This is a genomic window from Rhodococcus sp. LW-XY12 (genome assembly GCF_019317345.1).
GTDB lineage: Bacteria > Actinomycetota > Actinomycetes > Mycobacteriales > Mycobacteriaceae > Rhodococcus > Rhodococcus pyridinivorans.
Genome location: NZ_CP079225.1, coordinates 1,814,482 through 1,827,265, shown reverse-complemented (window position 1 = coordinate 1,827,265; position 12,784 = coordinate 1,814,482). Strand labels below are relative to the sequence as shown.

Here is a 12,784-nt window from a genome sequence, read left to right as displayed (position 1 = left end):
GGTCGATAACCCACATCGTGCGACCACGGGATGCCCGGGCCGCGCCCGCGTCAGCGCCGCAGCAGCTCCGCGACGAAGCCTGTCGTGTCGGGCAGCGACGCGAACATCGTCTCCGAATGCCCCGTCGGGTACGTCCGGAACTGCGCGTTCGCGCCCCCGGCCCACAGGCCCCCGATCAGTTCGAACGCGAGCGGCGCGGGCACCGTCGTATCGCGCAGACCCTGCGCGAGGAACAGTGGCCGGTCGTAACCACGGGTCGGCACCGCGACATAGTCGGTGAAGGCGGCGCGGAACCGGTCGTCGCTCAGCGGACGGGCAAGGACCTCGCCGATGCCGATCTCGCCGTAGCGGTCCATCAGCTCGTCGTAACAGAGTCGCTCGGCGGCGTCGACCACCTCGCGACCGAGGGGAGTGAGGTATCCGTCGACGTCCAGGGAAGGATCGGCGTCGCGCAGACCCGCGAAGATGTAGGCGGCGAACGCCGTGAGCCCGTCGAGACCGAGATCGGGGAAGCCCGGGAATCCGAGCGGGAACAGGTACTCGAGGTTGGACGGGGCGCCGGTCGTGAGTGTCCCGCGAAAGTCCAGTTCGGGCGCGCGGGAGGTCGCAGCGTGCGCGGTGTGTAGACCGGTGTGCCCACCCTGCGACTGGCCGATCACGACCCAGCGGTCGGACAGCGACGGTTCGACAGCGCGTCCCGCCCGCACGATGTCGATGACGCTGTTCGCGGCGCTCTGCCCGTCCAGATAGCGGTGCAGCCCGCCCGACCCGAGGCCCGGATAGTCGGCTGCCACGACGGCATAGCCCTGCCCGAGCCAGTGGTCGAGATAGGCAGTGTCGCGCGGTGTGCGCGGCAACCGCGAGGGCGCGCACGAATCGTCGAGACCGACGGTCCCGTGGGCCCATGCGACGACGGGCCACCCGCCCTCGGGCGGCGTGCCGGGAGGGACGAACAGTGCCCCGGTCGCCGTGGTCGGGGTGCCGTCGCGCCACTGCGTGGTGTAGGCGAGGACGCGAGCCGAGGACGCCCCGGGCAGGGACGATTCCGGGTCGAGCGTGGCGACCTCGACAACCTTTCCCGGCGCCGGGTTCGCGCCCACCGCGGGAGGTGACACGACGGTCGTCAGCAGTGCCAGAGCACCGGCGAGCAGCAGGGCGGGGACGTGCGTGGTACGGGTCACGCCGAGGACGATACGGACCGTCCGGCCGCGGCGTCCGTATTCGTCCGATTCGCCGCGGCGCGACAGGATGTGCACGTCGGATCGGCGCGGCTAGCGGCCTTCGCGGTCGCGGCGCGCCAGCTCGGCGAACATCGCGTTGTGTGCCGCGAGATCGGCGTCGTCGTCGCGTTCGGCGGCCCGGTCGACACGTCGCGCCGTGCGCCGGTCGCTGCGCGACCACTGGACGAGCAGGGCGAGCATCACGAGCACGAGCGGGATCTCGCCGGCCGACCATGCGATGCTGCCGCCGACCTTCTGATCGGAGAACAGGTCGTAGTTCCACGGTAGTGCCAGGCCGCGGTAGTAGCTCTCGGCCATCACCGTGCCCATGCTCATGAGGGTCACGCCGAAGAAGGCGTGGAACGGGAGCGAGCCGAAGACCATCGCCAGCTTCGTCACGGGCTGCAGGTCGCGTGGCGACGGGTCGACGCCGATCACCACCCAGTAGAACAGGTAGCCGCTGAGCAGGAAGTGCAGGTTCATCAGGACGTGGGCGGTGTGACTGTCGATGAACGCGGTGAAGATCCCTCCGAGATACAACGCGTAGAAACCGCCGACGAACATCACCGATGCGACGATCGGATGCGTGAAGAAGCGCGACAGCGGGCTGTGCAGGAACTCGAGGATCCATTCGCGCGGTCCGGGAGGGGCGTTGCGGCCGGCCGGCTTGAACGCACGCAGGGCGAGGGTCATCGCCCCGCCGAGCGCAAGGAGCACCGGGGCGAGCATCGACAGAGCCATGTGCGCGCCCATGTGCACGCTGAACATCGCCGGCGAGTACATCCCGACGCCCGAACTGGTGGCGACGAACAGCACGAAGCAACCCGAGAACCAGGCGATCGACCGACCGACCGGCCACGAGTCGCCGCGCTTGCGCAGCGTCCACAGACCGACGGCGTAGGCGGCGGCGAACACGAGAGCAGCCGTGCCGAAGATCAGGTCGAAGCGCCACTGGCCGAAGAACAGGCTCACGAACGACGGCGGTACGTCGAGCTGGTAGCCGAGCTCGACCTCCTGGATCGTCGGTACCGAGGCCGGCGGCGGCGGGGGCGTGCGGCCGAGTCCCACGGCCAGGCCGATGGTCGCGGCGAGGACGAACGCTTCGACGAGGGTGAACCGCACGAGCGCGGACCGGCTCGTGGGGTCGGCTTCGAGGGCCGGAAGCGCCCGGCGTCGCTGGGCCCAGCCGAAGATGCCGAGCAGGACCAGCGCGAGGGTCTTCGCGAGCAGCAACCTGCCGTAGGTGGTGGTCGTCAGGTCGTCGAACGACATGCGGACCGCGGCGTTGATCACGCCGCTGACAGCCATCACGACGAACGCGAGTCCGGCGACGAAGGAGAACCGCCGGGCGGCGACATCGGTGTGCTCCCCTCCCCGCATCGAATGGGCGAGCAGCGCGAACAACCCGCCGGCCCAGACGGACGCCGCGCCGAGGTGCAGCACGAGGCTGTTGGTCGCCATATCGTGCGAACCACCCGACGAGGAGTGCCCGGTCAGGGCGATCGGCATGAGGGCGACGAACGACAGCAGCAACAGATACGGCGTCCACGACCAGCGCACTGCGAGTCGGGTCAGCAGCGCGGTGATCAGCGCGAGCACGGTCGTCCAGGCCCAGGCCAGCGCGACCTCCACCTGACCGAACGCCGAGAACAGGTTCTCCGGACGGATGGCCTCACTCAGCGGACTGCCGGAAGTGTCGGACAAGGTCAGCGGCACCATCAGCGCCGCTGTCACGGCCCACACCGTCGCCGCGACGCCCGCCGTCCGCACGGCGCGATAACCGCCGACGTCGAGTACCCCGCTCCGCTGCGGGGGCACGAGGAAGGCGGCGAAGAACAGCGAGCCGATCGTGATGACCGTCGCGATCTCGGAGATCGCGCGGACCGCCGGGAGACCGTAGGTGGTGAGCGGACCGGGATCGGGGATGCCGAGCAACACCAGAGCCTGCGCAGCGGACAGTCCGACCGCGAACGCCGCGACGAGGGCGGCGAGGAGGCCGAAGAGAATCAGCAGTGCCGGCGGGTTTCCCCTCATGGGGGCGGGCGCCGGAGGCTGCGCGGGAGACGCGAGCTCGGATGTTGCCATGCCTACCAGGGTAGGACGTTCACGCCATGACCTACGACACGCCGTCGGAGTCCCCCGTCCCCCGTATCCGTGGACGTAACAACGTCGACGGCGTGCTGCAGGGCCACGAGTGTGTCGGCCGCCACCATCGCGTCGCAGTGTGGAAGCGCGGCGGACATCGACCCGGTCGAGGGCGTGAAACCGGACTGCCCGGCCCGGGGGTTGAGCCACACCAGCCGGTGCGCGCGACGCCGGATCCTGGCCAGGACGTGGGCGAGTTCGGTGGGATCGTCGCTGTCCCAACCGTCGGACGCGACGACGACGATCGCTCCGCGCATCAGGTGTCCGTGATGGGAGGCGACCACCTCGGCGAGCGAACCGGCGATGCGGGTGCCTCCGAACCGCGTCCGTACCCGCTCGTTGGCGACGCCGATCGCCTGATCGACCGACCGGTGCCGGAGGACCGGCGTCAGACGCGCAGCTGTGGTGGAGAACACGAAGACCTCAGCCGTTCCGGTGTGGGCGAGCGCACGCACGAGATGCAGATACACCCCGATGTAGGGACGCATGGAACGGCTGACATCGCAGAACACGACGACCTGCCGCCGGCGTCGACCCGGTCGCGTGCGGATCAGCCGGAGCGGCTCGAACCCCGTGCCGCGGGAGGCTGCGATGCTCGCGCGGATGTCGACGCGTCCGGTGTGGCGTTGCACCCGGCGGCGGGTGCGGCGGATCGCCCAGCGCGCTCCGGCCGCCTCGATCCATGTCTCGAGGAGTGCGAGTTGCGCCGGGTCGAGGTCGTCGAACCGCTGATCGGCGATCTCGGCCAGTGCGCTCGCCACCTCGCGCCCCGGGCGGCCGGGTGCCCGCTCCCCCTCTGCGGATTCGACGATCGTCCTGGTGACCCATGGAACGTCGTGCCCGGAAGTGGGAACCCCGATGGGCCGGCTGGGTCCGTCCGGTGTCGACGCCCCCGGCGCGCCTTCGTCCTCGGGTCCCGTGCGACGGGCGTGCGGGTCGAGCGGAACTGGTGCCTCGCCGAACACCCGGTCGAAGACCGTATCGAAGGTGGACAGGCTCTCGTACCGGTCGACGAGGGTGAGCCGCGCGGTCCAGTACAACCGAGTCCGCGTGGTTGGCGGACACGCACGCAAGCCGCGCGTGAAGGTCGCCGCTCCGTCCGCCGGGACCACGATCCCGGCGGACCTGAGCCGGTCGACCAACGCGACTGTGAAGGCGGCGTGATCGACCCCGGGGAGCAGCCCGGCGCTCATTACACTTCGGTGGAGACGAAGCGGGTCAGCGCCTCCCCCAGCGCGTCGCCGTCGTCGGGAGTCTTCGCCAGTGCCGCGAGCGACATCGCCGCTTCGGGCCGGACGAGGTCGGTGACACCGAGCGCGGCGAGGGCCGATACCCAGTCGATGGTCTCCGCGATTCCGGGTGCCTTGTCGAGATCGAGTCCGCGGGCCACCGCGACGAAATCTGTGGCACGTTCGACGAGCGCGAGGTTCGCCGATGGCACCGTGCGACGCAGGATCGCCACCGCCCGGGCGCGGTCGGGGTAGTCGATCCAGTGGTACAGGCAACGTCGCCGCAGTGCGTCGTGCAGGTCGCGGCTCCGATTCGAGGTCAGCACGACAACGGGCGGGCGGGTCGCGGTGAGGGTGCCGAGTTCGGGAATGGTGACGGCGAACTCCCCCAGGAACTCGAGCAGCAACGCCTCGAATTCGTCGTCGGCACGGTCGATCTCGTCGACGAGCAGAACGGCGGGTGTGTCGCCGCGGTGGCGGACGCAGCGCAGGATGGGGCGTTCGAGGAGGTATTCCTCGGAGTACAGGTCGGCTTCGGCGGGAACGTCGCCGCGCGCCTCGGCGAGCCGGATCGCGAGCAACTGGCGTTGGTAGTTCCAGTCGTAGAGGGCCTCGGCGACCGACAGTCCCTCGTAGCACTGCAACCGGATCAGCGGGCTGCCGAGAATCTGCGCGAGCACCTTGGCGGCAGTGGTCTTGCCGACCCCAGGTTCGCCCTCGAGCAACAGCGGTCGCCCCAATGCGACGGCGAGGTGGATGGCGGCGGCGGTGCCCTGATCGAGTAGGTGATCGTGGCTGTCGAATCTGGCCATCACGTCGTCGACGCCGGTGAAGATGCCCGGAGAGGACGGGTCGGTCACGCGACGTCGTCCTTCTCGAACCGGCTGCGGCAACCCGGGCAGCAGAACCACATCGTCCGGCCCGCAACGACGAGGTGCGGGGTGGACTCGGTGATCGTGACGGTCATCCCGCACACCGGGTCGACGGCCGTCTGCGGCTTCGACTCCGTCTCCCTCGGCACCTCGACGCGTCGACAACTCTCCTCGGAGGGGCGGATGAGGCTGCCGCTGCGCGCGACTCGCACGATGTCGGCCACGATCGACAGTCCGATCTCCGCGGGGGTGCGGGCACCGATATCGAGCCCGACCGGGGTGTGCACGTGGGCACGCTCGTCGTCGGTCGGATCCACCTCGTCGAGCACCGCGGCGCCGCGGGTGTGACTGGCGACCAGACCGATATAGCGGCTTCCGGCGTCGAGCGCCGCGCGGATCACACTCCCCTCGTCGCCTCCGTGACTCGCGACGATCACCACCGACGCCTCGGCAGGCACTCGCGTCCCGCGGATCCGTTCCACCGAGTAGTCGACGCGCCGCGCGAAGTCGCTCACGGCGTCGGCCACGGGCGAGTCCCCGAAGACGGCCACCACGAGCGCAGGCATCCGCGGCTCGAGAAAGATCTCGGTGGCCCCACCGGACATGCACGGGTTGACCGCGATCGTCGCCCCCGGGGTGTCGGGGAACTCGGCGGCTCCGGCCGGCAGCACCCGTAGGAGCATGCTCTCCCCTCGCTCGAGCACCGTGCGGGACATTTCGCGCACCGAGTTCTCGGTGCACTGTCCGCCGACGAACCCCTCGATCGTGCCGTCGGCGTGGACGAGCGCCCGGTCGCCCGAGTGCGCGGACGTCGGCGGCTGTGCCCGTACGACGGTCGCTTCCACGAACGGGCGGCGTTCGCTGCGCAACTGTGCTGCCCGCATCGCAAGGTCCATGTCCTCGTACTCCGCTCGTTCCACTCGAATCCTTCTGTCGCGTCGCTCAGATCGGCGGGGTCGCGCGACCCTGCATGGCTTCCCACACCCGCGACGGTGTCAACGGCATGTCGGCGTGCCGGACGCCGAGGGGTTTCAACGCATCGACCACGGCGTTGACGATCGCGGGTGGGGAACCGACCGTGGCGGATTCGCCGATGCCCTTCGCGCCGATCGGGTGATGCGGTGACGGAGTGACGGTGAACGCCGTCTCGAGCGTGGGTACCTCGAGGGCGGTGGGGATCAGGTAGTCCATGAACGACCCGCCCAGGCAGGTGCCGTTCTCGTCGAACGAGATCATCTCCATCAGGGCCATGCCGATCCCGTCGACGATGCCACCGTGCACCTGCCCTTCGATGATCATCGGGTTGATGCGGGTGCCGCAGTCGTCCACGGCCAGGAACCTGCGGATCTTCACCTCCGCGGTGCCGGGATCGACGTCGACGACACAGAAGTAGGCGCCATAGGGATAGGTGAGGTTCTCGGGGTTGTAGCAGATCTGCGCCTCGAGACCGCCTTCGAGACCTTCGGGCAGATCGCCGGCGCCGTGGGCCCGCATCGCGATGTCCTGGATCGTGACCGCCGCCGACGGGTCGCCCTTGACTCGGAAGGTGCCCTTCTCCCATTCGAGATCGGCGACGGAGACCTCGAGCATGCCCGATGCGATTATCTTCGCCTTGTCGCGCACCTTGCGGGCTACCAGCGCGGCGGCCGCGCCGGACACCGGTGTCGAGCGGCTTCCGTAGGTGCCGAGCCCGAAGGGGGTGTTGTCGGTGTCTCCGTGGACGACGTCGATGTCGTCGGGCGGGATGCCGATCTCCTCCGCGACGATCTGCGCGAAAGTCGTCTCGTGTCCTTGCCCCTGGGACTGCACCGACAATCTCACCACGGCCTTGCCGGTGGGATGGACACGCAGTTCGCAGCCGTCGGCCATGCCGAGACCGAGGATGTCCATGTCCTTGCGCGGACCGGCGCCGACGGCCTCGGTGAAGAACGACATGCCGATACCCATCAGCTCACCCCGTGCGCGGCGTTCGGCCTGCTCGCGGCGCAGCTCGTCGTAGCCGACGATGTCCATGGCCTTGCGCATGGTGGTCTCGTAGTCGCCCGAGTCGTACTTCCAGCCGGTCTTGCTCGTGTAGGGGAACTGATCAGGGCGCAGGAGGTTTTTCAGGCGCAGTTCCGCAGGGTCCATGTCGAGGTCGTAGGCGAGGCAGTCGACGAGCCGTTCGACGAAGTACACGGCCTCGGTGATGCGGAACGAGCAGGCGTAGGCGACGCCGCCGGGTGCCTTGTTGGTGTAGACCGCGGTCATGTGGGAGTAGGCGGCCTCGATGTCGTAACTGCCGGTGAACACACCGAAGAAGCCGGCCGGATATTTCACCGGGGCCGCGGTGGCGTTGAAGGCGCCGTGGTCGGCGAGGACACGGGACCTGATCGCGAGGATGCGACCTTCCTTCGTCGCCGCGATCTCCCCGACCATGATGTAGTCGCGTGCGAAGCCGGTGCTCATGAGGTTCTCGCTGCGGTCCTCCATCCACTTCACCGGATGACCGGTGACCAGCGACGCCACGATCGCTCCGACGTAGCCGGGGTAGATGGGGACCTTATTGCCGAATCCCCCGCCGATGTCGGGTGAGATGACGCGGATCTTGTGCTCGGGCAGACCCGCCACCAGCGCGTACAGCGTGCGATGGGCGTGCGGGGCCTGTGTGGTGGACCAGAGCGTCAGCTTCCCGGAGATCCGGTCGTAATCGGCGACCGCACCGCAGGTCTCCATCGGCGCGGGATGCACGCGTGGATAGACGATCTCCTGCCGGGTGACGACGTCGGCCTTCGCGAAGACCGCGTCGGTGGCCGCGGCATCGCCGGTTTCCCAGTCGAAGCAGTGGTTGTCGGTCTTGCCGTCGAGATCGGTCCGGATCACCGGTGCCTCGGGCGACAGGGCCGTGCGCACGTCGACGACCGGGTCGAGCATCTCGTAGTCGACGTCGATCAGTTCGAGGGCGTCGCGCGCCGAGTAGTGGTCGTCGGCGACGACGAAGGCGACCTCCTGACCGTGGAAGCGCACCTTGTCGGTGGCCAGCACGGCCTGTACGTCGTTCGACAGCGTCGGCATCCAGGCGAGCCCCTTCTCTGCCAGATCGGCGCCCGTGATCACCGCCCGCACCTTCGGGTGCGCGAGGGCGGCGGACGTATCGATGCCGTTGATGCGCGCATGCGCAACCGGCGATCGGAGCACAGCGAGATGCAGCATGCCGGGCAGCCGGACGTCGTCGACGTAGTTGCCGCGGCCCCGCACGAACCGCGGGTCCTCCTTGCGCAGCATCCGGCCGTGTCCGCACGGCTTGCCATCGTTGTCCTGTTCCTCCGGGCGTGTGTCCGGTTCGACCGCGGTCATCACGACACCTCCGTGGGTTGCGCCTTCGAGGAGTGTTCGGCGGCCCACCGGACCGACCGGACGATGGTGGTGTAGCCGGTGCAGCGGCAGATCTGCCCGGAGATCGCCTCGCGGATCGTCGCCTCGTCGGGGTCGGGATCGCGGTCGAGCAGGGACCGCGCGGTGATCATCATTCCCGGGGTGCAGAAGCCGCACTGCAGTCCGTGGCAGCGCACGAAGCCTTCCTGCACGGGGTCGAGGACACCGTCGCGTTCGAGTCCCTCGACGGTGAGCACCTCGTGGCCGGCGGCCATGACCGCCAGCGTGGTGCACGACTTCACCGGCTCGCCGTCCACGGCGACGACACACGTACCGCAGTTGCTCGTGTCGCAACCCCAGTGGGTTCCGGTCAGACCGAGGTGGTCGCGCAGGAAGTGCACGAGCAGCGTCCGGGGTTCGACGTCGGCGGTGACACTCTCGCCGTTGACCGTCATCGAGATCTGCATCGGTTCACACCCTTTCGGTGACGCCGAGACGTTCGGCGGATTGGCGCAGGGCCCGCACCGTCAACTCCGATGCGAGGTGACGCTTGTAGGCGGCGGTGCCGCGCTGATCGGTCTCGGGATCGCATGCCGACGCGGCCGCCGCTCCCGCCTCGCGGAAGAGTTCCTCCGAGGCCGGCGAGCCGCGCAACAGCTCGGACACCCTCGACAGCGCCGCCTCGTCGGCGCGCACCGCCGTCAGCCCGACACGCGCGTCGGTGATGCGTCCGTCGTCCGACATCCACAGTGCGGCGCCCGCGGCGGCCACCGCCCAGTCGCCGGTGCGACGCTCGACCTTCTCGTACGCACTGGCCCCGGTGCCCTTCCTCGGCAGCCGCACCTCGACGAGCAGTTCGTTCGGGGCGACCGCCGTCTCGTAGGGGCCGAGATGGAAGTCGTGGAAATCGAGCTCGCGCACCCCGCCCGGTCCGCGTACGACACAGGTCGCGCCGAGCACTGCACACACGGTGGACAGATCCTCGGCAGGATCTGCCTGACACAACGACCCACCGAGCGTTCCACGATTGCGGACGACAGGATCGGCGATCACGCGCTCGGCATCGCGGAGGATCGGGAAGATCTCGGCGAGTTCGTCGGATTCGAGAAGCCGGCGGTGCCGGACCAGGGCACCGAGGCGCACGGACCCGGGTTCGAACACGATGTGATCGAGTTCGTCCGCGAGATCGTTGATGTCGATCAAGTACTCCGGATTCGCGAGCCGAAGTTTCATCATCGGCAGCAGACTGTGCCCGCCGGCGACGACCCGGGCCCCCTCTCCGTGCCGGTCGAGCAACTCGACGGCGTGATCCACTCCGGTGGCACGCTCGTACTCGAATGGGCCAGGAACCTGCATGAAGAACTCCCGCCATCAGGTGGCGCGGACCGGTTTCCCCCACCAGCCGCCCACGATTCCCCCTTGGTGCGCTCATAGTAGACCCGACTCGAGATCGATGCGACGAAACGGGCGAATCGGAATCGAATCGTTCCCTTGCGGTCGACGGTGTGTGCCGTAACGCCGCCGTCGTCCGGAGTCCTCGGCGGTGCGAGCGGATAGCGTGGAAGGAGCCGACCGGCGGACCCGACGGGAGCACCACACAGATCCATGGATGTGATCAACGAATTCATCATCGGCCAGGCCGCAGCCCTGTGGGTCTACCCGTTGCTCTTCGCCGTGTGCATCCTCGACGGCTTCTTCCCACCGGTGCCCAGCGAGACCGTCCTGGTGACCCTGTCGTCCCTCTCCGGCTCGACCGGGCGTCCTTACCTGTGGATCGTCATCGTGCTCGCGGCGCTCGGCGCGATCATCGGTGACAACATCGCGTACGCGATCGGACGGAAGGTCGGTACCGAACGGTTCCGGTGGATGCGCCGCCCGAAGGCACGAGCCGCTTTCGCGTGGGCGCGGCGCGGACTCGACAAGCGCGGCGCCGCAGTGATCCTCACGGCGCGATACATCCCGATCGGCCGGATCGCTGTGAACATGACGGCCGGAGCGACCCGCTACCCGCGGCAGAAGTTCGTGCCGCTCACGATCCTCGGTGGCACGACCTGGGCGCTGTACTCGGCGTTCGTGGGGCGCCTCGTCGGCGGTTGGTTCGAATCGCAGCCGCTGTTCGGCGCCGCGGTCGCCATCTGCGTCGCGGTGGTCCTGGGTGTCGGAATCGACCATCTCATCCAACGGTTCAAGACCGGTCGAGTGGACGTTCCGCGGGGCGAGTCGAGCCCCGACGACGAACGGGGCAGCACGCTCGAGCGCTGACCCCGGCGGGTACGAGGGTGTGTGCGGCGACCTCGGGGAGCACCCGCTAAGATTCTGGCCGCGCCTCCGTAGCTCAGCTGGATAGAGCAAGAGCCTTCTAATCTCTAGGTCGCAGGTTCGAGTCCTGCCGGGGGCACCTCGACCGCCGGCGGACCACCCGTCGCGGGGCCGCACATCATACCGGTGAACTGGGCATTTCGCCCGGTAGACAGGCCGTTCGGATCGTGTGTTTCTCATCCCACCTTGCCGCAGGGTTAACACATGCTAAGGGCCACGTCCTATAGTTCTCGTCGTAAATCCCGTGTTACAGAATCCTCACAGAGTCAGGTAGGTGGGCGTGTCGACATCGGACCGCATCGAAGAGATCTACGAGCAGGTCAAGGCCCGCAACGCAGGTGAACCCGAATTCCACCAGGCTGCGGCCGAAGTGTTCGAGTCTCTGCATGTCGTGCTCGAGCGGCACCCCGGATACTTCGAATCCGGTCTGATCGAGCGCCTGTGCGAGCCGGAGCGGCAGATCATCTTCCGCGTGCCGTGGATCGATGATCAAGGTAACGTCCACGTCAACCGTGGCTTCCGCGTGCAGTACAACAGCGTTCTCGGCCCCTATAAGGGCGGGCTGCGCTTCCACCCGAGCGTCAACCTCGGCATCGTCAAGTTCCTCGGCTTCGAGCAGATCTTCAAGAACGCCCTCACCGGCCTGCCCATCGGCGGCGGCAAGGGCGGCTCGGACTTCGACCCCAAGGGTCGCTCCGAGCAGGAGATCATGCGCTTCTGCCAGTCGTTCATGACCGAGCTGCACCGCCACATCGGTGAGTACACCGACGTCCCGGCCGGTGACATCGGCGTCGGCGGCCGCGAGATCGGGTACCTGTTCGGCCAGTACAAGCGCCTCACCAACTCCTACGAGTCCGGCGTCCTTACCGGCAAGGGCCTGACCTGGGGTGGTTCGCAGGTGCGCAAGGAGGCCACCGGTTACGGCGCGGCCTACTTCGTCAACGAGATGGCCAAGACCGCCGGCACCTCGCTCGACGGCCGCACCGCCGTCGTCTCGGGTTCGGGCAACGTCGCGATCTACGCCATCGAGAAGATCCACCAGCTCGGCGGCACCGCGATCGCGTGCTCCGACTCCTCCGGCTACATCGTCGACCGCAAGGGCCTCGACGTCGCTCTCCTCAAGGAGATCAAGGAGGTCCGCCGCGGACGCATCTCCGAGTACGTCGACGAGCGCGGCGACGCCGAGTTCTTCCCCGGCGGCAACATCTGGAACGTGCCGTGCGACGTCGCACTGCCGTGCGCCACGCAGAACGAACTCGACGAGGACTCGGCGAAGACCCTCGTCAACAACGGCGTGAAGATCGTCGCCGAGGGCGCCAACATGCCCACCACCCCGGGCGGCATCAGTGTCTTCCGTGACGCCGGAGTCGCCTTCGCGCCCGGCAAGGCCGCCAACGCCGGTGGTGTGGCGACCTCGGCGCTGGAGATGCAGCAGAACGCCTCGCGCGACTCGTGGCACTTCGACTACACCGACGAGCGTCTCGCCGGGATCATGGCCGACATCCACGGCCGCTGCGTCGAGACCGCCGCCGAGTACGGCAAGCCGGGCGACTACATCCACGGCGCCAACATCGCCGGCTTCGTGAAGGTCGCCGACGCCATGTTCGCACTGGGCGTCATCTGACGCTGTGTTCGCACCGGGCGT

Annotated in this window: 10 protein-coding genes and 1 tRNA gene; 3 read left to right on the top strand and 8 right to left on the bottom strand. The window is 68.4% G+C overall.

The annotated features are described in order from the left end of the window. Positions 1-50 precede the first annotated feature (50 nt). From KXC42_RS08600 to KXC42_RS08565, 8 genes are all read right to left on the bottom strand, one after another. Positions 51-1,181, bottom strand: coding sequence for a lipase family protein (locus KXC42_RS08600; protein WP_373922185.1), 1,131 nt, complete (start codon positions 1,179-1,181; stop codon positions 51-53). 90 nt (positions 1,182-1,271) lie between these two features. After that, positions 1,272-3,305 (bottom strand): cytochrome c oxidase assembly protein, encoded by a 2,034-nt coding sequence (locus KXC42_RS08595; protein WP_219130194.1) that lies wholly within the window; start codon positions 3,303-3,305, stop codon positions 1,272-1,274. 2 nt (positions 3,306-3,307) lie between these two features. Continuing rightward, positions 3,308-4,558 carry a VWA domain-containing protein gene (locus KXC42_RS08590; RefSeq protein WP_019289028.1) on the bottom strand — a complete coding sequence of 417 codons (1,251 nt, stop codon included), beginning with the start codon at positions 4,556-4,558 and terminating at the stop codon, positions 3,308-3,310. Then, the gene (locus KXC42_RS08585; protein WP_138845521.1) at positions 4,558-5,406 is read right to left on the bottom strand and encodes a MoxR family ATPase; all 849 of its coding nucleotides are present in this window, start codon (positions 5,404-5,406) and stop codon (positions 4,558-4,560) included. Before KXC42_RS08585 ends, KXC42_RS08590 begins: the two co-directional genes overlap by 1 nt. A 44-nt stretch (positions 5,407-5,450) precedes the next feature. Continuing rightward, positions 5,451-6,362, bottom strand: coding sequence for an XdhC family protein (locus tag KXC42_RS08580; RefSeq protein WP_033096691.1), 912 nt, complete (start codon positions 6,360-6,362; stop codon positions 5,451-5,453). 46 nt (positions 6,363-6,408) lie between these two features. Beyond that, positions 6,409-8,802: an aerobic carbon-monoxide dehydrogenase large subunit gene (locus KXC42_RS08575; protein ID WP_006551114.1), complete on the bottom strand. Its 2,394-nt coding sequence runs from the start codon at positions 8,800-8,802 to the stop codon at positions 6,409-6,411. Next, positions 8,802-9,287, bottom strand: coding sequence for a (2Fe-2S)-binding protein (locus KXC42_RS08570; RefSeq protein ID WP_019289024.1), 486 nt, complete (start codon positions 9,285-9,287; stop codon positions 8,802-8,804). Before KXC42_RS08570 ends, KXC42_RS08575 begins: the two co-directional genes overlap by 1 nt. A gap of 4 nt (positions 9,288-9,291) precedes the next feature. Next, the gene (locus tag KXC42_RS08565) at positions 9,292-10,176 is read right to left on the bottom strand and encodes a xanthine dehydrogenase family protein subunit M (protein WP_037216481.1); all 885 of its coding nucleotides are present in this window, start codon (positions 10,174-10,176) and stop codon (positions 9,292-9,294) included. Positions 10,177-10,425: 249 nt separating this feature from the next. On the opposite strand from KXC42_RS08565, the gene KXC42_RS08560 reads away from it, so the two are divergent. The 3 genes from KXC42_RS08560 to gdhA all read left to right on the top strand — a co-directional run bounded on the left by KXC42_RS08560 (position 10,426) and on the right by gdhA (position 12,763). Beyond that, on the top strand, positions 10,426-11,082 hold the full coding sequence (locus tag KXC42_RS08560) for a DedA family protein (RefSeq protein WP_024100551.1): 657 nt from the start codon (positions 10,426-10,428) through the stop codon (positions 11,080-11,082). A 62-nt stretch (positions 11,083-11,144) separates the two neighbouring features. Continuing rightward, positions 11,145-11,218: transfer RNA gene (locus tag KXC42_RS08555), tRNA-Arg, on the top strand. A gap of 201 nt (positions 11,219-11,419) precedes the next feature. Continuing rightward, the gene (gene gdhA / locus KXC42_RS08550) at positions 11,420-12,763 is read left to right on the top strand and encodes an NADP-specific glutamate dehydrogenase (RefSeq protein WP_019289021.1); all 1,344 of its coding nucleotides are present in this window, start codon (positions 11,420-11,422) and stop codon (positions 12,761-12,763) included. Positions 12,764-12,784 lie beyond the last annotated feature (21 nt).

What these genes read in the sequence shown, in the direction of transcription:
- KXC42_RS08565 (WP_037216481.1), bottom strand. Translation starts at nt 10,176, where the DNA reads ATGCAGGTTCCTGGCCCATTCGAGTACGAGCGTGCCACCGGAGTGGAT.
- KXC42_RS08580 (WP_033096691.1), bottom strand. Translation starts at nt 6,362, where the DNA reads ATGGACCTTGCGATGCGGGCAGCACAGTTGCGCAGCGAACGCCGCCCG.
- KXC42_RS08570 (WP_019289024.1), bottom strand. Translation starts at nt 9,287, where the DNA reads ATGCAGATCTCGATGACGGTCAACGGCGAGAGTGTCACCGCCGACGTC.
- KXC42_RS08595 (WP_219130194.1), bottom strand. Translation starts at nt 3,305, where the DNA reads ATGGCAACATCCGAGCTCGCGTCTCCCGCGCAGCCTCCGGCGCCCGCC.
- KXC42_RS08575 (WP_006551114.1), bottom strand. Translation starts at nt 8,802, where the DNA reads ATGACCGCGGTCGAACCGGACACACGCCCGGAGGAACAGGACAACGAT.
- KXC42_RS08560 (WP_024100551.1), top strand. Translation starts at nt 10,426, where the DNA reads ATGGATGTGATCAACGAATTCATCATCGGCCAGGCCGCAGCCCTGTGG.
- KXC42_RS08585 (WP_138845521.1), bottom strand. Translation starts at nt 5,406, where the DNA reads ATGGCCAGATTCGACAGCCACGATCACCTACTCGATCAGGGCACCGCC.
- KXC42_RS08590 (WP_019289028.1), bottom strand. Translation starts at nt 4,558, where the DNA reads ATGAGCGCCGGGCTGCTCCCCGGGGTCGATCACGCCGCCTTCACAGTC.